The sequence below is a fragment of the Mammaliicoccus sp. F-M27 genome (assembly GCF_022387115.1).
Classification (GTDB): domain Bacteria; phylum Bacillota; class Bacilli; order Staphylococcales; family Staphylococcaceae; genus Mammaliicoccus; species Mammaliicoccus vitulinus.
In genome coordinates, this window is sequence record NZ_JAJNIE010000004.1 from 101,502 (window position 1) to 126,060 (window position 24,559).

At 32.4% G+C, this 24,559-nt stretch carries 28 protein-coding genes and 2 pseudogenes; 10 read left to right on the forward strand and 20 right to left on the reverse strand.

Annotated features, from left to right (window positions below; all coding sequences use genetic code 11):
* Positions 1-72: 72 nt before the first annotated feature.
* From LQ598_RS06120 to mnhG, 7 genes are read left to right on the forward strand one after another with little or no spacing between them, the layout of a single operon-like run.
* The gene (locus tag LQ598_RS06120; RefSeq protein WP_107556628.1) at positions 73-2,484 is read left to right on the forward strand and encodes a Na+/H+ antiporter subunit A; all 2,412 of its coding nucleotides are present in this window, start codon (positions 73-75) and stop codon (positions 2,482-2,484) included.
* Positions 2,465-2,893: a Na(+)/H(+) antiporter subunit B gene (locus LQ598_RS06125; protein ID WP_016912792.1), complete on the forward strand. Its 429-nt coding sequence runs from the start codon at positions 2,465-2,467 to the stop codon at positions 2,891-2,893. Before LQ598_RS06120 ends, LQ598_RS06125 begins: the two co-directional genes overlap by 20 nt.
* The gene (locus LQ598_RS06130; protein WP_016912791.1) at positions 2,893-3,234 is read left to right on the forward strand and encodes a Na(+)/H(+) antiporter subunit C; all 342 of its coding nucleotides are present in this window, start codon (positions 2,893-2,895) and stop codon (positions 3,232-3,234) included. Before LQ598_RS06125 ends, LQ598_RS06130 begins: the two co-directional genes overlap by 1 nt.
* Positions 3,227-4,717, forward strand: a complete 1,491-nt coding sequence (locus tag LQ598_RS06135; RefSeq protein WP_103323081.1) for a Na+/H+ antiporter subunit D — start codon at positions 3,227-3,229, stop codon at positions 4,715-4,717. The genes LQ598_RS06130 and LQ598_RS06135 overlap by 8 nt, the downstream gene beginning before the upstream one ends.
* Positions 4,717-5,199 (forward strand): Na+/H+ antiporter subunit E, encoded by a 483-nt coding sequence (locus LQ598_RS06140; protein WP_107536785.1) that lies wholly within the window; start codon positions 4,717-4,719, stop codon positions 5,197-5,199. Before LQ598_RS06135 ends, LQ598_RS06140 begins: the two co-directional genes overlap by 1 nt.
* The gene (locus tag LQ598_RS06145) at positions 5,196-5,486 is read left to right on the forward strand and encodes a Na(+)/H(+) antiporter subunit F1 (RefSeq protein WP_107536784.1); all 291 of its coding nucleotides are present in this window, start codon (positions 5,196-5,198) and stop codon (positions 5,484-5,486) included. Before LQ598_RS06140 ends, LQ598_RS06145 begins: the two co-directional genes overlap by 4 nt.
* Positions 5,464-5,805 (forward strand): monovalent cation/H(+) antiporter subunit G, encoded by a 342-nt coding sequence (mnhG, locus tag LQ598_RS06150; RefSeq protein WP_016912787.1) that lies wholly within the window; start codon positions 5,464-5,466, stop codon positions 5,803-5,805. The genes LQ598_RS06145 and mnhG overlap by 23 nt, the downstream gene beginning before the upstream one ends.
* Before the next feature lie 131 nt (positions 5,806-5,936).
* On the opposite strand, the gene LQ598_RS06155 is transcribed toward mnhG, so the two are convergent.
* The 9 genes and pseudogenes from LQ598_RS06155 to LQ598_RS06195 all read right to left on the reverse strand — a co-directional run bounded on the left by LQ598_RS06155 (position 5,937) and on the right by LQ598_RS06195 (position 13,498).
* A complete protein-coding gene (locus LQ598_RS06155; RefSeq protein ID WP_107536783.1) occupies positions 5,937-6,755 on the reverse strand; it encodes an SDR family oxidoreductase in 819 nt (272 codons plus the stop codon).
* A 15-nt stretch (positions 6,756-6,770) separates the two neighbouring features.
* Positions 6,771-7,651: pseudogene (locus LQ598_RS06160) on the reverse strand (SDR family oxidoreductase).
* Between the two features lie 107 nt (positions 7,652-7,758).
* Complete coding sequence (locus tag LQ598_RS06165; RefSeq protein ID WP_107536781.1) at positions 7,759-8,130, reverse strand: PaaI family thioesterase; 372 nt, start codon at positions 8,128-8,130, stop codon at positions 7,759-7,761.
* Positions 8,131-8,152: 22 nt separating this feature from the next.
* A complete protein-coding gene (locus LQ598_RS06170; protein WP_107536780.1) occupies positions 8,153-9,472 on the reverse strand; it encodes a Na+/H+ antiporter family protein in 1,320 nt (439 codons plus the stop codon).
* Between the two features lie 171 nt (positions 9,473-9,643).
* Positions 9,644-11,119 (reverse strand): leucyl aminopeptidase family protein, encoded by a 1,476-nt coding sequence (locus LQ598_RS06175; protein ID WP_107556630.1) that lies wholly within the window; start codon positions 11,117-11,119, stop codon positions 9,644-9,646.
* A 16-nt stretch (positions 11,120-11,135) separates the two neighbouring features.
* Entirely contained in the window at positions 11,136-11,456 is a 321-nt protein-coding gene (locus LQ598_RS06180) for a YuiB family protein (RefSeq protein ID WP_016912591.1), read from the reverse strand.
* Between the two features lie 65 nt (positions 11,457-11,521).
* Positions 11,522-12,736, reverse strand: coding sequence for an NAD(P)/FAD-dependent oxidoreductase (locus tag LQ598_RS06185; RefSeq protein WP_016912592.1), 1,215 nt, complete (start codon positions 12,734-12,736; stop codon positions 11,522-11,524).
* 154 nt (positions 12,737-12,890) lie between these two features.
* Complete coding sequence (locus tag LQ598_RS06190) at positions 12,891-13,250, reverse strand: HesB/IscA family protein (protein WP_016912593.1); 360 nt, start codon at positions 13,248-13,250, stop codon at positions 12,891-12,893.
* A gap of 11 nt (positions 13,251-13,261) precedes the next feature.
* The gene (locus LQ598_RS06195) at positions 13,262-13,498 is read right to left on the reverse strand and encodes a YuzB family protein (protein ID WP_016912594.1); all 237 of its coding nucleotides are present in this window, start codon (positions 13,496-13,498) and stop codon (positions 13,262-13,264) included.
* Between the two features lie 153 nt (positions 13,499-13,651).
* On the opposite strand from LQ598_RS06195, the gene LQ598_RS06200 reads away from it, so the two are divergent.
* Positions 13,652-14,716 carry an NAD(P)/FAD-dependent oxidoreductase gene (locus LQ598_RS06200; protein ID WP_016912595.1) on the forward strand — a complete coding sequence of 355 codons (1,065 nt, stop codon included), beginning with the start codon at positions 13,652-13,654 and terminating at the stop codon, positions 14,714-14,716.
* A gap of 89 nt (positions 14,717-14,805) precedes the next feature.
* On the opposite strand, the gene LQ598_RS06205 is transcribed toward LQ598_RS06200, so the two are convergent.
* The gene (locus LQ598_RS06205) at positions 14,806-15,129 is read right to left on the reverse strand and encodes a YuzD family protein (RefSeq protein ID WP_103322439.1); all 324 of its coding nucleotides are present in this window, start codon (positions 15,127-15,129) and stop codon (positions 14,806-14,808) included.
* Positions 15,130-15,238: 109 nt separating this feature from the next.
* On the opposite strand from LQ598_RS06205, the gene LQ598_RS06210 reads away from it, so the two are divergent.
* A complete protein-coding gene (locus LQ598_RS06210) occupies positions 15,239-15,481 on the forward strand; it encodes a NifU family protein (RefSeq protein ID WP_016912597.1) in 243 nt (80 codons plus the stop codon).
* A 463-nt stretch (positions 15,482-15,944) separates the two neighbouring features.
* Here the strand turns inward: LQ598_RS06210 and dltD are convergent, their stop codons facing one another.
* The 8 genes from dltD to LQ598_RS06250 form a co-directional block, all read right to left on the reverse strand.
* A complete protein-coding gene (gene dltD, locus LQ598_RS06215; protein ID WP_239745359.1) occupies positions 15,945-17,126 on the reverse strand; it encodes a D-alanyl-lipoteichoic acid biosynthesis protein DltD in 1,182 nt (393 codons plus the stop codon).
* The gene (dltC, locus tag LQ598_RS06220; RefSeq protein WP_016912808.1) at positions 17,123-17,359 is read right to left on the reverse strand and encodes a D-alanine--poly(phosphoribitol) ligase subunit 2; all 237 of its coding nucleotides are present in this window, start codon (positions 17,357-17,359) and stop codon (positions 17,123-17,125) included. The genes dltD and dltC overlap by 4 nt, the downstream gene beginning before the upstream one ends.
* 16 nt (positions 17,360-17,375) lie before the next feature.
* Positions 17,376-18,596, reverse strand: coding sequence for a D-alanyl-lipoteichoic acid biosynthesis protein DltB (dltB, locus tag LQ598_RS06225; protein WP_239745360.1), 1,221 nt, complete (start codon positions 18,594-18,596; stop codon positions 17,376-17,378).
* Positions 18,593-20,053, reverse strand: coding sequence for a D-alanine--poly(phosphoribitol) ligase subunit DltA (gene dltA, locus LQ598_RS06230; RefSeq protein ID WP_239745361.1), 1,461 nt, complete (start codon positions 20,051-20,053; stop codon positions 18,593-18,595). The genes dltB and dltA overlap by 4 nt, the downstream gene beginning before the upstream one ends.
* A 15-nt stretch (positions 20,054-20,068) precedes the next feature.
* Positions 20,069-20,212, reverse strand: a complete 144-nt coding sequence (locus tag LQ598_RS06235; protein WP_016912811.1) for a teichoic acid D-Ala incorporation-associated protein DltX — start codon at positions 20,210-20,212, stop codon at positions 20,069-20,071.
* A 274-nt stretch (positions 20,213-20,486) separates the two neighbouring features.
* Entirely contained in the window at positions 20,487-21,452 is a 966-nt protein-coding gene (locus LQ598_RS06240) for a 2-hydroxyacid dehydrogenase (RefSeq protein ID WP_107556635.1), read from the reverse strand.
* A 21-nt stretch (positions 21,453-21,473) separates the two neighbouring features.
* A complete protein-coding gene (locus tag LQ598_RS06245) occupies positions 21,474-22,241 on the reverse strand; it encodes a TIGR01457 family HAD-type hydrolase (RefSeq protein ID WP_016912813.1) in 768 nt (255 codons plus the stop codon).
* Complete coding sequence (locus tag LQ598_RS06250) at positions 22,228-22,671, reverse strand: DUF86 domain-containing protein (protein ID WP_103322516.1); 444 nt, start codon at positions 22,669-22,671, stop codon at positions 22,228-22,230. Before LQ598_RS06250 ends, LQ598_RS06245 begins: the two co-directional genes overlap by 14 nt.
* A 109-nt stretch (positions 22,672-22,780) precedes the next feature.
* On the opposite strand from LQ598_RS06250, the gene LQ598_RS06255 reads away from it, so the two are divergent.
* A complete protein-coding gene (locus LQ598_RS06255; RefSeq protein ID WP_016912815.1) occupies positions 22,781-23,050 on the forward strand; it encodes a DUF3055 domain-containing protein in 270 nt (89 codons plus the stop codon).
* A 175-nt stretch (positions 23,051-23,225) separates the two neighbouring features.
* Here the strand turns inward: LQ598_RS06255 and LQ598_RS06260 are convergent.
* Both LQ598_RS06260 and lipA read right to left on the reverse strand, forming a co-directional pair.
* Positions 23,226-23,591: pseudogene (locus LQ598_RS06260) on the reverse strand (YutD family protein); the annotation flags it as partial.
* Between the two features lie 12 nt (positions 23,592-23,603).
* The gene (gene lipA, locus LQ598_RS06265) at positions 23,604-24,521 is read right to left on the reverse strand and encodes a lipoyl synthase (protein WP_016911624.1); all 918 of its coding nucleotides are present in this window, start codon (positions 24,519-24,521) and stop codon (positions 23,604-23,606) included.
* Positions 24,522-24,559 lie beyond the last annotated feature (38 nt).

Here is a 24,559-nt window from a genome sequence, read left to right on the forward strand (position 1 = left end):
TGATAGTATTTTCAAGCTTAAACATTATTGTGTATAATATTAGTTAAGTAATTTTTGGAAGGAGGTTATTAAATGAGTTTGATGCATATTATGATTTTATTACCATTAATATTTGCAATCATAATACCAATTTTATATAGGTTCTATAAAGGTACTCACCTAGGATGGTTTGTCTTACCAATCCCTGTTATTATATTTAGTTATTTTATGTCATACATAAATGTTCCAGATTCGGACAAACCATTTATAGTTATTTGGAACTTCATGCCAAGACTCGGAATGAACTTTTCCGTTCATTTAGATGGTTTAAGTTTATTATTCGCATCTTTAATTACAGGTATTGGAGCTCTAGTTGTACTTTATTCCATTACATATTTAAGTAAAAATGAATCATTGGGGAATTTTTATTGTTACTTATTAATGTTTATGGGGGCAATGTTAGGTGTTGTTTTATCAGATAATCTACTTATGCTTTATTTATTCTGGGAACTAACATCTATTTCAAGTTTCTTACTCATTGCTTATTGGCGTCACAAACAATCATCAATATATGGTGCTCAAAAGTCACTTTTAATCACAGTATTCGGTGGATTAATGTTACTAGGTGGATTCATTTGCTTATCATTAGCTGGTAACTCTTGGAGTATTACTTCACTTGTACAAAATGCTGAAGAAATACAATCATCACCATACTTTATTTTTGCGATGGTTTTAATTTTAATTGGTGCGATGACTAAATCTGCACAATTTCCATTTCACATATGGTTACCTGATGCAATGGAAGCACCTACGCCAGTAAGTGCTTATTTACATTCAGCAACAATGGTTAAAGCTGGAATTTACTTAGTTGCTAGAACGACACCAATTTTTGCAGCAAGTGCAGGATTTGTGTGGGCAGTAACAGCAATCGGTTTAATCACATTATTTTGGGCGTCATTCAACGCCGTAAAACAACAAGATTTAAAAGGAATTTTAGCTTTTTCTACTGTTTCACAACTAGGTATGATTATGTCAATGTTAGGAATTGGTGCTGTAAGTTATCACTATTCAGGTGAAGCAAGCCAACTATTCTTAGCAAGTATTGTGGCAGCAGTCTTCCATTTAATTAACCACGCGACATTTAAAGGCGCGTTGTTCATGATTACCGGTACCATTGATCATGAAGTTGGTACGAGAGATATTAAAAAATTAGGTGGATTAATGACCATCATGCCGATTTCTTGTACATTTACGATTATTACCGCTTTAAGTATGGCTGGTGTACCACCATTTAACGGTTTCTTATCTAAAGAGATGTTTTTAACAGCAATGTTTGATGCTCATCAAGCAGATATCTTTAGTTTATCAACAATTGGTTATTTACTGCCAATCGTCGCTATTGTAGGTAGTATTTTCACATTTGTTTATTCATTTAAATACGTGCATGAAATATTCTTTGGAGAATACAAAGCTGAAGCGTTACCTAAAAAGCCACATGAAGCACCGAAGCTCATGTTGTTGCCGACAGGTATTTTAACATTTTTAGTAGTGCTTTTCGGGTTATTCCCAAATATATTAAGTGAAAGCATTATAGCGCCTGCGGTAAGAGCTATAGCGCCATTCGCAGATGCGCCAGATGTTCACATTTCACATTGGCATGGTCTAACACCTGCTTTAATGGGCACGTTAATTGTATTCATAGTTGGTTTCATATTATTCAAATCCGTTGAAAAATGGATCAGTATATATAATATTCAGCCAGAATATTTAACTTTTAATTATTATTACGATAGAGGTATTCAATTAAGTTCATATATATCTAATAAAATTACTCAAAGTTATATGACCGGATTTATTAGAACGTACTTAATTTATATATTTGGTTTCTTTATCATTATGACTGCACTAACTTTATTCACACACCCAGTTAGTGTTGCGTTTAATAACATAAGCGACATTAGACCATATGAAGTTATTTTAATGGGACTAATTTTAGTAAGTACATTCTGTATCGTATTAGCAAAATCACGACTATTTAGCATTATTATGCTTGCTGCAGTTGGATACTCAGTAGCATTATTCTTTGTGTTCTTTGGTGCTCCAGATTTAGCACTCACACAACTATCTATTGAAACCATTTCAACTGCCCTATTCTTATTATGTTTTTATCATTTACCTAAAATGAACAGACATGATGAAAATCGTAAATTTAAAATTGGTAATTTCATTATTTCAATTTGTGTAGGTATTGGCGTTGTTTCAATCGGATTGATTGCATACGGCAATAGACATTTTGATTCAATTTCTAAATATTATGTAGATAATGTTTATGACTTAGCTGCTGGTAAAAACATGGTCAATGTAATCCTTGTTGACTTCCGTGGCTTTGATACTTTATTTGAGTCGGCAGTGTTAGGTATTGCTGGTTTAGGCATTTATACTTTAATTAAATTGCGTGATAAAGATAAAGATGGAGGTGAAGAACATGAAGAAACAATCAAATGATGTATTCTTTCAGTTCAATGCCATAATCATTTTCTTAATCATTATGATGTACGCTGTTTCCATATTTTTTGGAGGTCATTACACACCTGGTGGAGGTTTCGTAGGTGGTTTATTACTATCATCTGCAGTTATCATTATCGGTATTGCATTTGATACTAAAACATTAAAGAAAATGTTTCCTTTTGATTTTAAATTGGTGACAGCCACTGGTTTATTCTTTTGTGTTCTTACGCCAATGTTAAGTTGGACATACAACAAAACATTTTTCACACATGCATTTGGAGAATTCCATCTCCCTATCTTTGGGGAAGTACACTGGCATACAGCAATGATTTTTGATTTAGGTGTATTGCTTGCTGTTGTTGGAACTGCAATAACTATCATATTATCGATTGGAGAGAATGAATAATGGAAATATTAATGATTTTCGTTTCAGGTATTATTATATCCGTATCAGTATACCTAGTTCTCTCTAAAAGTTTAATTAGGATTATTATTGGTACAACGTTGCTTTCACATGGTGTTCATTTAATGCTTCTTACAATGGGTGGATTAAAGAAAGGTGCTTTACCAATTCAGGAAGAAGGCATCAAAAATTATGTAGATCCTTTACCACAAGCATTAATTTTAACAGCAATTGTTATTGCATTTGCTGTTACAGCATTTTTCTTAGTACTCGCTTTCAGAAGTTATAAAGAGCTTGGAACTGATAATTTAGAAGAGATGAAGGAGGTACCGAAAGATGAGTAACTTGATTATTGTACCTCTTGTCATTACATTTTTAACCGCAGTTGCTTTAATTTTTGTTGGTCAAAGACCTTATGTAAAGCGTAAAGTCGTACTTACCGGCTTTATATTAGCCTTTTTAGTAAGTTTATACAATATTCACATGGTTAACATGAACGGTACACAAACACTTAATTTAGGTAGTTGGCCAGTTCCATACAGTATCGTAATATACGTTGATATGTTGAGTGCATTATTGGTTACTGTGAGTTTATTCATTACGCTTGTTGTACTTGTATACTCACATCAATCTATAGGTATTCATCGTGAAAGTTATTTTTATTACTTTGGTGTATCAATGATGGTTACGGGTGTTAACGGTGCCTTTATGACTGGCGATTTATTTAACTTATTCGTATTCTTTGAAGTATTCTTAATGTCATCATATTTATTACTCGTAATTGGTGGCACAAAGATTCAACTACAAGAAAGTATTAAATATATTCTCGTTAACGTTTTAACATCAGCGTTCTTTGTACTTGGTGTTGGTATGCTTTATTCAATAACTGGAACATTAAACTTAGGTGACTTACATGTGAAATTTGCAGAGCTTTCAGAAACTAATTTAAATGTCGTTGTCATCACATTTATTATGTTTTTATTTGTCTTTGCTACTAAAGCAGGTATGTTCCCACTGTATTTCTGGTTACCTGGAGCATATTATGCACCACCTATACCAATCATTGCATTATTCGGTGCTTTACTAACGAAAGTTGGCGCTTACGCGATAATGCGTACTTTTAGTTTATTTTATTCAGTAAACAGTGAGTTTATTACGCAAACATTAGTTGTACTTTCCATACTTACGATTATTATGGGATGTATTGGCGCGATTGCGTACTATGATGTTAAAAAGATTATTATTTATAATATTATGATTGCGATTGGTGTTATTCTTATCGGTGCAGCAATGATGGATAAAAATGGCATGATGGGCAGTATTTATTATTTATTACATGACATGATTATTAAAGCATCTTTATTCTTATTAATTGGTGTCATCATTAAAATAACTGGAACACCAGATTTGAGAAAATTTAGTGGTTTAATCAATCATTATCCAGTTCTAGGTTGGATATACTTTATTGCTGCCCTATCCTTAGCTGGCATACCGCCATTAAGTGGTTTCTACGGTAAATATATTATCGTCATGTCAACGTTCGACAACGGTTACTATATAAGCGGTGTTGTCGTCTTATTATCAAGTTTATGTGTACTATACTCTGTCATGCGAATCTTCTTAATGGCGTTTTGGGGAGAAGAAAAAGGTTATGTCTATAATCCTAAGCTACCGATTAATAAGCTAATGTTTGCATCTGTCACAATTACAGTTGTAGCAATATTATTTGGGCTAGGCGCAGACTTCTTATATCCTTTAATAGAAAAAGCTTCCTTACCTTTCTATAACCCTGAGACATATGTAAATGCGTTAGGAGGCGATTATTAATGGCTATACAAGTACTTATAAATGTCCTATTGGCAACGTTATGGATGATGCTTTCAGAAACATATACATTCGGTGCATTCGTATTCGGTTATCTATTCGGTATTTTGTTCGTATTAGTAGCTTTACCGCTTCTTCCTGGTAAACATTTTTACATGCGACCTGTATGGAAGACCATCATATTAACAGCAATATTTATGAAAGAACTTATACTGGCTAATATTGATGTCATTAAAATTGTTCTTCAAAAAGAAATTAAAAATAAACCAGCGTTTTTTGCATATCCAACTGAATTAGATAAAGATTGGGAAATCACGTTATTATCTCAGTTGATTACATTAACACCTGGTACAATCGTCGTAGCCGTTTCAGATGATCAAAAAACACTTTATATTCATTCTATCGACTTTTCGGATATAGATTCTGAAGTAAGTGCTATAAAAGATTCATTTGAAAAAGCAATCAAGGAGGTGAGCATACGATGACAAACATCTTCGTTATAATTGCGATTATCATCGTTGCACTCTCTATGATAGGTATTCTTATCCGTGTCATAATCGGACCAACTTTAGCTGATAGAGTTATCGCCCTTGATGCTTTAGGTATTACATTAATGGCCATGATTGCACTGTTCTCTGTATTAACAAATACTAGATATTTATTCGTTATACTTTTATTAATAGGTATTTTAGCATTCTTAGGTACTGCAGCATTTGCGAAATTTATGGATAAAGGAGAGATCATTGAAAATGATAGAAACAATTCTAATTAGTATCTCAATTATTATGATGGTCATTGGTGCATGCTTTAGCCTTTTCGCAGCTTTAGGTATTCTAAGATTGCCAGATGTATTCTCTCGAGCTCATGCTTCAGGTAAAGCTTCAACACTTGGTGTTATGTTAATTTTAACCGGTGTTTTGATATACTTTATAGGTAAGGAGGGACACTTCAATGTTCAATTACTGTTAGGTATCATATTTATATTTATTACAGGGCCCTTAGCAGGACATTTAGTTTCAAGAAGTGCTTATTACATGGGTGTTAAACCGAGTGAACGTACAATTCGCGATGACTTAAAAGATGCAAAATAACAAAACTCTTCATTAGGTTTATAGCCTAGTGAAGAGTTTTTTATTTTAAAATCTTACGATTTTGAAAGTGCATCATTATAATAAAAAGAGCGTAAATTCTTCTTGAAATAAGAATTTACGCTCTTTTATACTTATTTAGTACTTTCTTTCCAACTTTTATCGCTTAACATATCTCCTGGCCATGTATAAGACATGACACCACCGTCAATTGTTATATTTTCGCCTGTAATAAATGAACTTTCATCTGATGCAAGAAATTGAACCAGTTTGGCAACTTCTTCTGGTTTTCCTAATCTTCCTAAAGGTGTCACCCATTTTTGGTTTTCTCTGAAATTCACGCCTGCTTCGTCTTCTTGTCCACCTACTAAACTATCAATAAGTGGTGTTTCAATTGTACCAGGCGCGATAGAATTAGCTCGAATATTTTCTCTTCCATATTCAATAGCAATGGATTTAGTGAAATTGACAACGCCACCTTTAGCGGCATTATAGCCGGATCTATTTAAATCTGCAGCTAATCCTGAGAAGGATGCTGTATTAATAATTGATCCTCCTTCACTAAACATAAGCGGTAATATATACTTCGTTACCATAAATGTACCTCTTAAATCCACATTTATTAAATCATCAAATACTTCAACAGGATATTCGTGTATTCTTCCTGCCTTATGATCAATACCTGCATTATTAAAGAGTATGTGCACATTTCTATAACTTTCTTCAATATGTTTTACTGCAGATACAACTTCATCTTCTTTAGAAATATCTACTTTCATTGCTGTTGCTTTATAACCTTCATCGTTAATTTGTTTTACTGACGCTTCCAAATGGTCTGATATGTCTAAACAAATAACTTGAGCACCTTCTGATGCAAGTTGCATAGCCGTAGCAAAGCCAATACCTGTACTCGCACCTGTTATCACTGCAATTTTATTTTCTACTCTTCCCATCTGTATGATGCCTCCTTAGTTGATTGGTGAACCACCTGTTACTCCATAAACTTGTCCTGTTATAAAGCTAGCATTATCCGATGCAAGTAATACATACACATCTGCTAACTCAACTGGTTGACCAGCTCTTTGTAATGGTTGGTTCTTACCGAAATTAGGGATATTTTCTTGAGGTTGTCCACCGCTTATTTGTAATGGTGTCCAAACGGGTCCTGGAGCTACACAGTTAACTCTAATACCTTTTTCACCCAATTGTGCTGCTAAACTAATTGTTATTGATATATTGCAGCTCTTTGTCATTGCATAGTCAACAAGATGTTGGCTTGGTTTAACACCTTGTATTGAAGAAGTAAATATTATACTACCTCCAGACTCTAAATAGTTTAATGCTTCTTGAACGATAGAAACACCAGCAAATACATTCACTTCAAAAGTATCTCTTAAATTTTCCTCTGCTAAATTCTGTATATCATACTCATATTGTTGCATGCCTGCATTTAAAACTAGAATGTCCAAACCTTCTAACGCTTTATAAGCTTGTTCAACTAATTTTTTAGGAAATTCTCGGTCCCTTAAATCACCAGGAATTAATATACATTTTTGTCCTGCCTCTTCAATCACTTTTTTAACGTCTTCAGCATCTGCTTGTTCATCTGATATATAATTGATTGCGACATCTGCACCTTCTTTTGCATAAGCAATCGCCGCAGCTCGTCCAATACCAGAATCTCCACCTGTCACTAAAGCTTTTTCCCTTTTAATTTATCATTACCTTTATATGAAGTTTCTCCACAGTCTGGTACTGGCTTCATTTCACTTTGTATTCCAGGATATTCCTGTGGTTGCTTTTCGTAAGTATCATTATAATAATCTGTTAACGGATTTCTCTTTGTCATTTAAATCCTCCTTAAATCATTGATACTCTATGCATACCCTTTTTAAAGAAAAATAAAAACAGTAGAATAAATTCTACTGTTTAATATTTCATAATCGTTTTAATATTTCATGATCTTTTCTTTTTTATAGCAATAGTTGCTCTAACAACTGAGATTAATTGATCTTCATCATCTAATACTTTAACATCCCACACTTGTGTAGAACGACCGATATGAAGTGCTATTCCAATTGCACGCACTTGACCACTTCGTATAGATTTTATATGGTTTGCATTAATCTCTAAACCTAAAGGAATTTCATCATCATTTGAAGATACGTGTGCACCTACAGATGCTGCAGTTTCTGCTAATGCGATAGTAGCACCGCCATGTAAATATCCAAAAGGTTGTTTAACTTTATCCGTTACAGGCATCGTCATTTCAATGTATCCATGTTTTGACTCTACTGTTTGTATTTCAAAATTTTCTATTAAGTCCATATTGTGAGCCTCCTCGTTGCTACTATAATACCATAGCAGCGATAAAACCAAATATGATTAACGGTATGTTATAAATCATAAAGTTAGGAATACATGTATCTCGTATGTGATCATGTTCTCCATCGACATTCAATCCTGCCGTCGGACCTAATGTTGAATCACTGGCTGGGCTTCCTGAGTCACCTAATGCGCCTGCTGTACCAATAACTGCTATAAGCGCCATTGAGCTCAAGCCAATTTCTTGTCCAAATGGAATAAATAAACTTGCGATAATCGGTATTGTAGCAAATGAGGAACCTATACCTAATGTCACAACTAAACCGATAGCATACATCATGATAATACTAAATGCTTTATTATCACCAGTTATTGCAGCAAGGCTTTCTACAAGCGTTCCTACTTCATTCGTTGCATTCATTACACCAGCAAAACCGTTAGCTGATAAAATCACAACACCAATGTATGCCATTATTTGGATACCTTCTACTAATTTAGCATCTAAATCTTTCCAGTTATATAATCCTGAGAAGAAGAAAATTAGAATCCCAGCTAAAGCACCGAAAATCATTGATTCTGTATATGTTTGAACAATAAATGTTGCTAAAATTGCTACGCCAGTGACAATTAAAGGATATGGCTTTAACGTTTTCATTTCTTGTTCTTCTTCAACTTTTATTGTTTTATATGTTCTAGGTTTCCAGTAAAGAATAATTGCAATTATTAGACCAACAACATAACCCATTGATGGAATAAGCATAGCTTTCCAAATATTATTAAATTCTATATCTACGTTTGCTTTACCAAACGCATCAAAAATAATAGATTGGAAAATGTGGCCATAGCCGTATGGAAATAGAATATATGGGAAACATAATCCAAAGCCAATAACTGTTGCGATTAATCTTCTATCCATTTTCAATTCATTAAATAAGCTTAATAATGGCGGTATAAGAATTGGAATAAATGCTATATGGACAGGTATAATGTTCTGACTTAGCACTGAAATAACGAGTAAAACAGCGACTAACGTAATTTTTATTTTTAATCTACTTTTTTGTGAATTTTCTTGTTTCATAGATTTGATAACTTTTCCGACAATATAGTCGGTAATACCACTATATGAAATAAGCGCTGCAAATCCACCTAATAGCGCGTAAGATAATGCTACTTCTGCACCATCAACAATCGTTTTTCCAAATGTTGATATCACTTTATCAAGTGACATGCCACTTAACAAACCACCTGTTAATGCACCAACGAAAATACTCAACACGACATTAAGTCTCATTAAACAAAGTATAATCATTACAATAACAGCTACTAACACTGCATTTATTTCCAAGAAAATCCTCTCCGTTCTTTAACTCTCTACCAGGATAAAGTAAAATGATGAATTTATCATATCAGTTGAGAAATATCATGTCAATATATCTTGAATTAGTCCGAATTTTCAGAATAGAATAATATAAAAATAGCTTACAAAATTCACGGTAGTTTTGTAAGCTATTTTTATTTATTTATTTTTTAAGAAATGAAGTACAGTTGGTATCATTGCGCCTGTAGCACCTTTTGGTCCAAGGTATGATGCTTTTTCAGTTTCGCTAGATCCAGCGATATCAAAATGTAAATGTGGAATATCACCACTGAAATGCGTAACAAAGGCTGCGGCAAATAATGCTTTACCATGTTTATGCAAAATACAGTTAGTTAAATCGGCAACTTCTGAAGATTGAATATCGTTTTTCTCTTCGTCCGTAATTGGAAGTTCAAAGCTTACTTCATTTGAATACTTCGCTGCTTGTTTAACATCTTCAATATAACCATCTGCATCACTAGAGAATATGCCTGTCTTCCCTAAACCTAAAGCTGCAACTACTGCACCAGTTAAAGTAGCAAAGTTCATAATAAGTTCTGGTTTAAACTGTTTAACATAAGTGACAGCATCCCCTAATACGAGTCTACCTTCAGCGTCAGTATTTGTTATTTCAACTGTTTCTCCACTTAAAGCAGTGAATACATCATCTGGTTTCATAGCATTGTGAGATATCATATTTTCAGCTAAAGGTAACACAGCTACGACGTGTATAGGTAATTGTAATTCAGCGATTGCATTTACCATCGCTACAACATTACTTGCCCCACTCATATCGTATTTCATAGTTGGCATACCTGTTTTAGATTTAATTTGATAACCGCCTGAGTCATAAGTAACCCCTTTACCTACTAAAGCAATCGGATCATCATTTGATCCTTTATAAGTTAAAGTAACTAAGCGTGGAGGATTTATTGAACCTTTACCAACAGCATCTAATAAGCCAATTCCTTCTTCACGAATGGCTTGTTCATCTTTAATTGTGACTTCAACTTTGCTGCCATTAAAATGCTGTTCAATTTGTTGAGCAAAATAATCAGGTGTTAAAATGTTCGGAGGTGTTTGTGAATATGTTCTCGCTAAATTAATACTATCTCCTAATATTTCACCTTGCGCAATAAACGATTTCACATCTTCATGAGATGATGTAATAAAGTTTATCATTGTCTCAATATTCGCCGATTTATTCGATTTATAATGATCAAATTGGAATACAGCTTGTTTAGATAACCAACCAAAGCGATACAATCTTTCTTTATCCGTTACGCTTTGTGTTAAAAATGTGTCATCAAGCAAATTAATATTTTCTATTTTGTTGTTCTGTAAATAACGACTTAAATTACCATATATTACTTGATAGTCATTTTCTTTAATTTCTTTTAAATTACCTAAACCTACTGCAATTAATTTAATGACATGGTGATTAACGGTTATTGCTGAACTCGTAATTTCACCTAATTCACTACTTATAATTTGTTGTTTTTTTAAGCTATCTAACTGACCATTTAAAATGTTATTCACTTCATCAAAATTATGCATTTGATTTAAATGACTTGGACAACCTATTACAATTGGAAATTCATTTTCTGAATATTTTTCTATAAATTGAAATTTCATATTATTATCCCCTTTATTAGAACATTGAATAACCGCTTCTTCTAAGATTTCTTATAACAAATCCTGCAACAATCGCGCCAATCCAACCTGAACCGAGCATTAAAATGTCAGCTGTATGTATATGTGTTAAGCCTGTAATAAGTTTTGAAAAAGCTGTCGATGGATTTGTAAAGTACATAGTTGTCGAGATTTTATCTACAATTGCAAAAATAACAAATGGATAAAACACTACCATTAGCCAAGTAGCTTTTAAGAGCATATTTAAAATAAAAGCTATGCCAAAAAATAAAACGAAAAACAATGCCATTGATATGATAACTTGTGGTAAAGATATCATAACTAACCTCCTTTTAAAAAAGAGACCCGCCTAATAGCAGGTCTCTACATTTAATAAATAATCAATTAGAATTTACCTTTTTTATAGGCTAATCCGATACCACCGATTTTGAATACAGCACGTGTATCGATAACTTTTTTCATGAATGCTGCTTTTTTACCAGTAATTTCACGACCCATAACGACACCAACACCATCACGGCTACCTAATGAACATACAGTACCTTTATCATCATATGAGAAAGTTTCTGTTTTTTCACCGTTAAAGATGTTTTTAATATTTTTAGCAAGGTGTTCACCTTGTTGCATAGCGATTTGCGCTGTTGTAGGAAGTGGACGTTTGTTGTCTCCTTCGCCAGCCATAACAGCTGAACAGTCACCAATAACGAAGATATCATCATAATTATCGATTGATAAATCATCTTTAACTACGATACGACCACGTTTAACGCCGTCAAATGATTCTTCCATTAATTTGCTACCTCTAACTCCAGCAGCCCAGATAGCTGTGTTAGCTTCTAAAGTTTGTTCTACATCATTAACTTTAACTACGAAACCTTGTTCATTACAAGCAACGATTGGTGTAGAAATTTTGAATTCTACTCCGCGTGCTTCTAAATATTTAACAACATAGTTCACTAATTCTTCAGAGAACATTGGTAACATTTTTGGAGCAGCCTCAACACAAGTGATTTTAACTTTAGATTGATCTACACCATATTTTTTACATAATTCAGGGATACGTTCAGTTAATTCACCTAATAATTCAACACCAGTGAATCCTGCACCACCAACTAAAATAGCTAAATCATTTTCGTCTTTTTCTTTAGACGCAGCATAATTAGCAAATTTGTCTTCAATATGTTTAGAAATACGACGAGAAGTGTTAATATTTTCGATTTGAAGAGCATGTTCTTTCATACCTTCAATTCCAAATGTTTCACTTTCAAATCCTAATGCTACAACTAAAATGTCATATTCGAATACACCATTTGATGTTTCAACTGTTTTAGCATCTTTGTTGATTTTGCTAACTTCTGCTTTTACAAAGTTTACTTTGTTTTTATCAATTACATTAGTAATTGGATATAAAGCATCTTCATAATTTAAAGTACCTGCTGAAGTTTCATGTAACCATGTAGCTTCATAGTGATAATCATTTTTGTTGATTAAAGTAATATCAACGTCTTGGTTTGAAACTAATTTTTGCAATTTAGTTACTGTTTGTAAGCCAGCATACCCTGCCCCTAATACGAGAACTTTTTTACGTTCAAATCCCATTATTTTCACCTATACTTTCTGATATTTGTTTGACACTTATAGGAAAGTTGTGTCACTTTGTGTTTTTGGTCACAAGTAATGATAATACTATTTACATACAAGTTTTATTGTATATTTTTATAAAGATAAATTCAAGTGTCACAACCTATATTTCCTAGCAATTCTCAGGTGTGCCTGCAACATCCCTCGTCTTGAATGAACTTCCGCAACCACAAGCTGCAATTGCATTAGGATTCTCAATAGAAAATCCACCGCCCATTAATGACGTTTTGAAGTCAATTGTAGTCCCATTCAGTATTGGAACATCTTTCTTATCTACTAGCACTTTAACACCGAAAAATTCTAGTGTTTCGTCGTTTTCAGCAGGTTCTTCTTCTGCAGACATACCATAAGATAATCCAGTACAACCTCCGCCTTTAACAGATACTCTTAAATAACCATTTGGCATATTGTTGCTTTTCATCATATCTTTAACTTCATAAGCTGCTGCTTCAGTTAATATAACTGTTGACATATTTATTCCTCCTAAAAAATCCAATTTTCTTCTATGTGACTATATATATTTTCTAGTAATTCTTCTGGTGTCTCTCCCTTGACCATATCTCCATTAACCAATGCATATAACCCTCTTGCACATGGTCCACAATTCTGTAGACAACCGTATTCCAATACATCTACTTCTGGATCATTGTCGAGCTTGTTAAACACTGCATCAGCACCTTTAGCCAAGTTTGAAATACAAAATTCGACAATTGGGTTCAATGTGTTCACCTACTCACTTTTTATTCATTAAACTATTTTAACATTCATTGTAGTTTATGCCAAAAACGATTATACTAAAAGTATACTTATATATTATAAAATATATACATACAAATTTATAGAAATTTGATTTATGGACAAAGGAGAATAACGATGAAAAGCTTAGTATTATTAGGGGGCGGATATGGTAATATGCGCTTAATGAAAGAAATACTTCCAAGCATTTTACCTTCCGATTATTCAATTACGCTGATTGATCGTATGCCATTTCATGGTTTAAAAACAGAATTCTACGCATTAGCAGCCGGTACAAAACCAGATAAAGAAATTCGAGTTCAATTTCCAAAAGATAAAAAAATTAATACAGTATATGGGGAAATAACTGATATTGATTTAGATAATCAAATTGTTTCAGTTGGTGACACACGTGTTGATTACGATGAACTTGTAATCGGATTAGGATGTGAAGATAAATATCACAACGTACCTGGAGCGAAAGAGCACACGTACAGTATTCAAACAGTACAAAGCGCTCGCAAGACTTATCAAGCAATATGTGACTTACCAAGTAACGCTACTGTCGGAATCGTTGGTGCAGGTTTAAGTGGGATAGAATTAGCAAGTGAATTGCGAGAAAGCAGACAAGACATCACGATTAAACTTTTTGATAGAGGTTCTAGAATTTTACCAGCTTTTCCAGAAAAACTAAGTAATTATGTGAAGAAATGGTTTGATAAACACAATGTAGAAGTCGTTCCTAATTCAAATATTACAAAAGTTGAACCTGGACAATTATACAACAACGAAGATGTTCACAATGTAGATTTAGTCGTATGGACTGCAGGGATTCAACCGGTTGAAATCGTGAGAAACCTTCCAGTTGATACTAATGACGGCAGAAGAGTTATCGTAAACCAATATCATCAAATTCCAACATATAAAAATGTATATATTGTAGGTGACTGTGCAGCATTGCCACACGCACCAAGTGCTTATTTAGCAGAAATTCAAGCAGATCAAATTGCTGAAGTTATGAAATTACAGTGGGAAAATAAACCACTACCTGAAAAAATGCCCGAATTAAAACCTCAAGGCTTTGTAGGTTCACTCGGTGAAAAACAAGGTTTCGCTTATTTAATGGAACAAACAGTTACAGGAAGATTAGCGAGAGTCATTAAATCAGGCGTATTATGGCTATATAAATACCATAACGGATAATATACGAAGAAGCTGGGACATAAATCCCAACTTAAAATAAGTCACCCAATCTATTGAAATCATTTTCGGATTGGGTGATTTTATATTTCCTAATGTTCTACAGCAATATGTTCATCAATGAATCTCGTAATTTGTTTTAATTGAATATATCCATCTGCTACATACTCATCATTTATTGTGACAAGTGGATAAAACAGTTCATCTTCATTAATTCTTTCTATAAATTGAAGATCATGGTCTGTTAAATTTTCAGTTTGATTAAAGATATCGATATATGTGTATTCAAAATTCAAATTATATTTTCTGCTCAAAATTGCTTGTAGCCATTCATATGTGTCCTTAGATGAAGGTGCATTCACACAACTTGCGCATACTACATCAGCACCATAAATTACGATACTTGCTTTAGACATATTCACATCCCCCTAGTTTCATGAATAGATTTTTTACCTTATATCTATTATAATAGATAAATAAGATTAGTGTATCTAATAACACTTGATGAGAGGAGTATTTATATATATGGCTACCGAACAACAAACAATGTTTGATCAAGTTAGTGAAGTGCTTGAAAAATTAAGACCGTTCTTATTAAGAGATGGCGGCGACTGTGAATTAGTAGATGTTGATGATGGTATCGTTAAATTACGTCTACTTGGTGCATGTGGTACATGCCCTAGTTCTACTATTACTTTAAAAGCCGGTATAGAACGTGCTTTACTAGAAGAAGTACCCGGCGTTGTAGAAGTAGAACAAGTCTTCTAACTTATTGCACATACTCTATACTTGCTCATAGAACGTACAAAAAATCACCATCCCAATTATTAGGGATGGTGTTTTTTTACATGTTTCCTTCAAATATCATACTAAAAAAGTTCAACTTTTTAGGTTCAGTACAGACATTGCCTAAGTCGTGAGTTAAGTCCGAAGTTAGTCCAAGAAAATCCTAAGCTTCGCCCCCATTAGAACGCTGAACTCACTGGTCACGTTTATCCTTATACTTATTTAATATAGAATCAACTCTTAAATAAAATTTCATCTATATTATAAAATGATTTGTTAATATTCGGTATTTTTTTAGCGCTGACTCCTGCGGGAACAGCATGATTCGAAGACTACAGGCTGAGAACATGCCCGCGGAAAGCATGCGCATAAAAAATGCCGACAAAGTCTAAAATCACCACCCCCGATTATTAGGGATGGTGATTTTTATATTTTCTAAGTTGTATTAATGATATTGTCTACTCACTTTATGATTATAAGTTCCATTTATATGATTGATCATTTGTTCATTAATATAGACCCAACCTTTCCAACCTATATGAACTGCGTCTGTAATGACGTATGGTTCATATTCTTTGTCTGTTATGTCATATATTTTCATATTATTCGAAGTTACAATTGTATTAATCTTGCGATAAACAGCTTCTCTTTTCGCTTTATCAACATTAATATGATCATACCATTTTCCATTTGCTGGAATGACGATGAATAATGGATCTGCTTTTACTTCTTTCAATGTATCAATTAACAATTGTAAATCACTAAATTCTTTTGATTGCTTATTGAACTCATAATCTCGATTGTATCTTTTACGTTGTTGCTGTAATAAACTCCAATATTTATCATTCATCCCAAATTTGTTAGTTCTTGAATGTTTTGCACCATATTGATTAGCATACAATCTCATTTCATCCCAATTCATATGACTAAAATGTCGTTTAGGTTTGTTATCTAAATGGGTTCTATCTTGTCCAAATATAGATTTCAGAGCGTCATGTTTTTCGTGTATATTATTTTCGAAATCATTCATAAATGTTCCTTCATCATACTGATAATTTTCTTTATGTATCACAGAATTCAAATATGGATCTGATTTTAATTGTTTAAATTGAACTAACCTTCTAGCAAATCTATCTTTCAACTGTGGACTTAATGACATGTTTTTAAATAAATGATCTGCTTGCAATGGTGAAAATCTAGCACTGAAATTATCATTTGTTAATCCATGGTCTGTAAACCATTGTGGTGAAATGATGATAGCTATCTTTTTATCTTTGAGATGATGAGCTTGACTACCAATATTAATTGCATGAATTAAATCCGTTGAGCCACCTGTTCCTATTAAATATGGCTTCAATTTCGCCTTTTTTTCTTTCAAAATATATGCAGGATGGAAAATATCTTGTTTTTCCAATTCACTCGATCCAAATATCGGATAATATTGCTCACTTAACAACATTTCTTCTTGAGAATGTACACCCTTTAGTACTGTATCGTTTAAAGATGTTGCTTCTTTATTAATATTGTCGTGCTTTGATAAAGATGTAAACCATTCAACTGGTATTAATAAAAATATACCAAATAATATACTACTTAACAATAAAGGCAACAATAATTTTATTTTCATTGTAAGTCCTTAAGCACTTTTATAATTTTATTTGGTGTCGCCCACTCATCTCTATCAAAATCAGTAATCGTAACATCAATGTCTAAATTATTCTGAATTTCTAACAACAAGCCAACTGTGGCAAACGAATCAATAATCCCTTCTTCAAATATTTCGATATCAGGATTTTCTTTGACGATATCATTTTCAGCCACATCTGCTAATATATTTAAAACCCTTTCTTCAAAATTCATAATATAACTCCCTTATTTAATGTATTAATTTTCCTGAGAATAATAAAAATCCAAATGCTATACAATGGAATGTAACTAAAATTGCGAACACATTCATTAACTTATGATTAAATTTGAATGGATGATTTTTTCGCCATTGTTTATAATATCCATATCCAATAAATAAGAACGCATGATACAAACCATAAAGGATATAATGTATTTCAATACCATGCCAAATACCCATGATAAAGAAATTGATTAGAAATCCTAAGTTAGAAATCAACAATTTATCTTTTAGTAATTTTTCTTTAGAAACCCAAAATACAAATCTCATATATACACAATCTCTAAACCAAAAAGATAAACTCATATGCCATCTATTCCAAAAATCTTTAATGTTTTTAGCTTTAAACGGCTGATTAAAGTTAGCGGGTGTTTGAATGCCAAATAAATAACTAAATGCGATAGCAAACAAACTGTAACCAGCAAAATCAAAAAACAGATAGAAACTATATCCATACATATAATATATATAATTCAAAAAAGTAGGATCTGTATCTATTGGCACAACTTTAATTACACACTCGTTAATGTAATAAGCAATAATATATTTATACAAAAATCCCATAAATATCATATGAATAGCTTTTATAACCATGGCATAGTAAACATCAGGTTCAGGGATTTTTTCTTCATCCTTAATAAAACGTTTATAACGATCGATTGGGCCTGAAGATATAGTCGGGAAGAATGTAATAAAATCAATCAGTTTTACGGTATCTATAGACTTTATTCGGTTATCCCGAATTTCCATAATCAGCTGAATACTTTTAAATGCAATATATGAAATTCCTAAAAACCCGATAAACTCAATTAACTTGTTATCATGTATCGTTATTTGGAAATCTCCTAACCAACTACTTTGTAATACTTTCACAATCATTAAAGGCAATATGGATAGAAAAATAGCAATAGTATAATTTCTAAAATTATTTATTTTCTTTGATATTGAAATATACATTCTAATTAATCCAACTTGATAGCAAACATATAAAGTAAAGAAAATAAGTTGATAACTTAAATATTTATTATTAAATAAGTTTTTACTGTCATCTGAAAAAATGAGCACAAGCATAACGATCGTAATAATGCGATTATAGACAAGGCTCCTCTTCCCGATTAATCCTAATACGATGACTGGTAACATTAAGATTAAACAAATATAAAAGTAGGTAAAATCACCATATGGAATCATGATTTTAACCCCTCTGACACTTTATTTCTATCTAACTTACCATTAGCAGTTAATGGCAAGTCCTCTACAAAGCTGAAATTTCTAGGAATCATGTAATCAGGTAAATGAATTTTTAATTCATGCTTCAAATGCATGATCATCTCGTTTACATCTTCTATTTTTGGATTCGCGGGTATAACAGTAGCATGTAAATACTGAACTTTTTCGCCTTTTTTAATCGGTGTAATAACTGCTTGTAGCACTTCTGGCAATTGTTCCAACACCAGTTCAATTTCTTCAAGTTCCATACGATAGCCATTAATTTTTATTTGAAAATCAATTCTTCCTTGAATGAACCAATAACCATCATGAAATTCCGCCTTATCTCCAGTAAAATAGTTCAATTTACCATCAATATTTTTAAATACTTTATTATGTTTTTCCTCATCTTTTAAGTATCCTTGACTCACACTTTTACCTATAATCACAAGTTCTCCGTTATCCGTTAATTTTAATTGTGAATTTGGACGTACAGAACCTATTGGTAAAGGGTTGAATTGATTAAGAATATCTTGCGTAATTTGAATACTTGTCACCGATACAGTTGCTTCAGTAGGACCATATGTATTATAGATTGTTGAATCTTCAAATAGATTTAATAATTTCTGTGCCGTTTTGTGACTCAGCACTTCTCCACAGAAGAAAAACTGCTTTAATTTAGGATGACATGCTTGATTAAATTCTGGTAACAACAGACACATTTCTAAAAACGATGGTGTCGATACCCAAGTTTCAACATCTTTGTTGTTTAACAAGTCATATAACTGTTTAGGCTTTTCAATCATTTTTTTATCAACAAGTTGTAACGTTCCACCTGTCATCAAACAAGGATAAATAGACATCACTGACAAATCAAAAGAAAATGGCGCTTGATTCAGCCACATACTATAGTTGCCAAGCTTATTTAACTGCAACATCCAGTTGGTAAAATCCATTAAACTTTCATAACTAATTTGCACACCTTTAGGTAAGCCAGTTGACCCAGATGTAAAAATGGTATAAACAGTATCCTTGTCCTTTATTCTATTCATTCCATCTATATTTATTTGAGCTTTAATACATTCTTCAATCGTAATTTGTTTAATTTGTATATTTTTCAATAAATTTCCAGTTGTATTAAAAATAAAAGAAGGCTCTACCTTCTCAATGATATGTTCTATTCTTTCTAAAGGAATCGATACATCTATTGGAACATATCCAATGCCTGCTTTCATACTCGCAATCATACCTACAATCATATAAGGTGACATGTGACCATATAGCACAATAGGCTTTTCAGAGTCTTTGATCAACGTAGCTAATTTACTTGAATAAAGATTCAGTTCACGATAAGTCATTTCTTCATCTCTATAGTTGATAGCAACTGTATCACTATACCACTCATCCATAAATGTTATTTGCTCTAAGATATCCCTCATATATGCTCTCCTTTTTTAAAATTCATTGTATATAAAATCGTTACTTGCACTTCCACCAGCATAAATCCAAAATAAAACAATCATGATTAAGAAATAGAAAATAGTTAATCCAATAATTTTGCAGTTCTCAGAAAGTAATATCTCCCTAATTTTTTCCATCGTTAATCTCCTTATAATTTTATTTTGTAATTATTCTATTTTCATATTATATTCTATGCGCAACTAGATATCAACGAAAATATGTAAAATATTAGCATATTATGGAAATTAAAAGGAATATCGATATTTTTATACATATAAAAATACAAGCAATATGACGCAAAAAAAAGACTGCCAACAAGTTCACTTTAAGTGACTTTGTTGGCAGTCTTAAATAATCATTAAGATTATTGTTGTCTCAACTAATGAGATTAAACTTTTACTTCATATTGTATTATTTCTTCACCGGTGTAACTGGCGCGTTACCTTCTATAATATGTTTTGCATTATCTACACATAGTTGCACCATGTTATCTCGTGTGTTTATTGAACTACTACCTATATGAGGTACTACGATTACTTGATCCATTTTTAAGAACGGATGATCCATAGATATAGGTTCATTTTCTACGACATCTAATGCAGCACCGAGAATTTCTTTTTGTTCTATTGCTTCTATTAAATCTGATTCTACAATATGTCCACCTCGCCCGATGTTAATCAATATTGCAGAATCCTTCATTTTTTTAAAAGTTTCTTTATTAAATATACCTTTTGTTTCAGGTGTTAAAGGCGCAGTACACACTACGAAATCACTTTCTTCTAACAATTGATCCATCGTTCTATATTCAACGTTCAACTGTTTTTCAGCATCTTCTTTTTTGGAGCGGTTATGGTATAAAACTTTGCAATTAAATCCTTTTAATCGTCTTGCAAATGCTTCTCCAATTGCACCCATGCCATATATACCGACTGTAGATCCATGAACATCTTTACCTGCTAATAAGTAAGGGCCCCAACTTTTCCATTCACCATTTTCTACATATTCAACCGCTTCTACGATTCTTCTAGCTGCAGTTAACATTAACGCAAATCCTAGTTCTGCTGTTGTTTCTGTTAATACTTCTGGCGTATTAGTTACAACAACACCTTTGTTATGAGCAAGTTCAATATCAATATTATCAAATCCAACTGCTAAGTTAACGACCCCTTTAATTTTTGGAGCTGATTCAAAGAAGGTCTCATCGATTTTCTCACTTAACGTTGTAATAACAATTGTTGCGTCTTTAGATCGTTTTAAAAATTCTTCTCTTGGCATAGGTTCTAATTCACTATTCCAAACATCTACTTCCGAAAATTGTTCGATTTGTTGTATGAATTTATCTGGTAATTGTCTTGCAACTAATACTTTTTCAGTCATGTTCCCATCTCCTTATTTAGCTTACTTAATCACTTCAAATAAGTTCTTAACACTATAAGTAGGTAATACTTCTTTCTTGTTAATTTCTTCTAAAGATGTAACGCCTGTTTGAACGTGTAAAGTATCAATACCACTATTAATACCGGCTAAAATATCTGTATCATATAAATCGCCGATCATCACACATTCTTCTTTTGAAAGACCAATTTTTTCAATAGCTTGTTCCATAATGATTGTCTCAGGTTTTCCTATAAAGATCGGTGTTTGTCCTGTAGAGACACTTACAACACTTGTTAATGAACCATTACCAGGTAAGAACCCTCGTTCATTAGGAATTGAAACATCTTTATTTGTTGAAATAAATTTAGCGCCATTTCGGACAGCTAAACATGCAACTGATAATTTTTCATAAGAAATATTAACATCTAGTCCCATTACAACATAATCAACATGTTCATCTTCTTTAATGACTAAACCGGCCTCACTTAAAGAGGTATTCAAGCCACTCCCACCAACCATATATACAGAAGCACCTGGAGATGTTTCACTTATATAACCAGCAGTCGCCATAGCTGATGTAATGACATGTTCACTTGAAGTATTAAATCCCATGTTATTTAATTTTTCTGCTACTTCTGCAGGTGTTTTTGAAGAATTATTCGTAACGAATAAATAATCTTTATGATGTTCATTTAAATATTCAATGAATTCAATAGCACCTTCAATTATCTCTGAACCTTTATACATCGTTCCATCTATATCTATTAAATAACCTTTATAGTCTTTCATTTTTATCTCCTTCGCCAAATGCTGTAACTGGTACATTTTCATTTTCTAAAAAATGTTTCGTATCTTGAATCGCTTGCTTATAAAATGGATTTGCTATTTCAAAAGTTTTTCTTAATTCATCATGATTGATATTTTCATAATTACGAATTAATTCTTTTCTATAGTCTATAGAATTTCTTACAGCTTCTGCAGTTGAAGGCTGAAATACTTTCTCAAGCTCCATAATATCTATAACATCTTTGTAATTTCCTGGATCTCTTAAAATAAATGCATCAATAATCAAATTCCCAATATCTACTACCGATTCAATCATCATATGTGCGATTCTTTCTAAAGCATATGGAGAATTCTTCTCAATTTCAAAATCAACTGTTAATTTTTCTAAATAATTTAATTTTAAATTTAATGTTTTGCTATCTACGAAATACATGTAGAAAACCTCCTATTCATATATCATAATATCATAATTTTGAATTATACGGCATTGCTCTGTATACTATACAATTAAAGAAAGCTTTAAAATAAAGGAGTAACTACTTATGATAGAAATGTTTTTATATGATGAAGAAGACGAAGCAAAAATAAAATTTGTTGGTTTTGTAGGTGAGCATAGTAGATATGATCTAACACTTATCTATACAGACAGACATTACGGTAAAACAATGGTACTGAATACTCAAAATAATACTTTTGGAATCATTGGTAGAGATGACTTAGAAGAAGACGGATACATTAGTCACATCTTAGGTCTTTCTCCAGAAGAAGGAGAAGAAGTTACTGAATATTTAAATGATGTTATTGATATTTAAAATGTACGCTATCTTTATTATAAATACGAAAAGAGCCCGGATTTTTCCGGGCTCTTTTTTATAAATAATCTTTTAAAGTATTTTTAGATGTTTGCTGTTCTTCAACGATTTCTTCTTCGACTGTTTCTACTTCTTCGTTTTCTTGTTGTTTGTGTTGCTCTTGTTTACTATTTTGTTGTATTGTAGGTTCAATTTTCACATCATCTAATTTATTATCTTCGTCTACAAAATGTGCGTCTTCAGCTGTTAATCTAGTTATTTCTGCTTTAGTTAAGCGTCTTAACACAAAATATTTACATCCAAAGTTGCAGTACTCGAGTAAATAATCTTGAATAGCTGAAAATCGCTTATTTGAGTCGCTTTTTTTATTAGAATCATAATAAAAACCTTTTAAACGAAGTTGATCATAGCCAAAATCGCCAACAATAAAATCATATTTATCTAGAATTTCAGAATAACGTGATGTAAATTGCTCTTCATTGAATGATTGTTGATCATCTTTAATTACTTCAAAATAGTTATGGTCTATTTTAGTTAACATTCAATCACCTTATTAATTATTAAGTGCCTGCTCACCTAGTTTATGTTTTTGTTTAGCTGCTTCATTAACTTGTTCGTCAGCGTGATAAGAACTACGTACCATTGGTCCTGCTTGGCAATGTTTGAAGCCTTTTTCCATAGCGACTTTTCTTAATTTACCAAACTCTAACGGCGTATAATATTTTTGAACATTTAAATGTTTACGAGATGGTTGTAAATATTGTCCAATCGTCATAATATCAACATCATTTGCACGTAAATCATCCATTGTTTCGTATATTTCTTCAACAGTTTCGCCTAAACCTACCATCAAACTTGATTTTGTAGGAATATCTGGATACATTTCTTTAGAGCGTCTTAAGAATTCTAACGTACGGTCATATTTTGCACGTGCTCTAACTCTTGGTGTTAATCGTCTAACTGTTTCGATATTATGGTTTAAAATATCTGGTTTAGAATCCATCAAAGTTTCTAACGCTTCATAGCTACCACCCATATCTGAAGGCAAGATTTCTATAGATGTATATGGATTCAATTCTCTTACTTTACGAACAGTTTCAGCATAAACATTTGAACCAGCATCTTTCAAGTCATCTCTCGCAACAGCCGTAATGACTACGTGTTTTAAGTTCATTAATTGAACTGATTCTGCAACACGTTGTGGTTCGTCTAAGTCTAGTTCATTTGGCAGACCTGTTTTAACTGCACAGAAACGACACGCTCTTGTACACACTGCGCCCAAAATCATAAATGTAGCAGTACGTCTCTCTCCCCAACATTCGTGAATATTTGGACATTTTGCTTCTTCACATACAGTATGAAGATTCTTTTCACGCATCATTTTCTTTAAGCCAGTGTAGTTCTTATTAGTATTTAACTTTATTTTTAACCAGTCTGGTTTACGTAATATTTCTTCATTTTTAGTAGCCATATACGCGAACACCCCTCTATAATTAATTTTCATCTTCG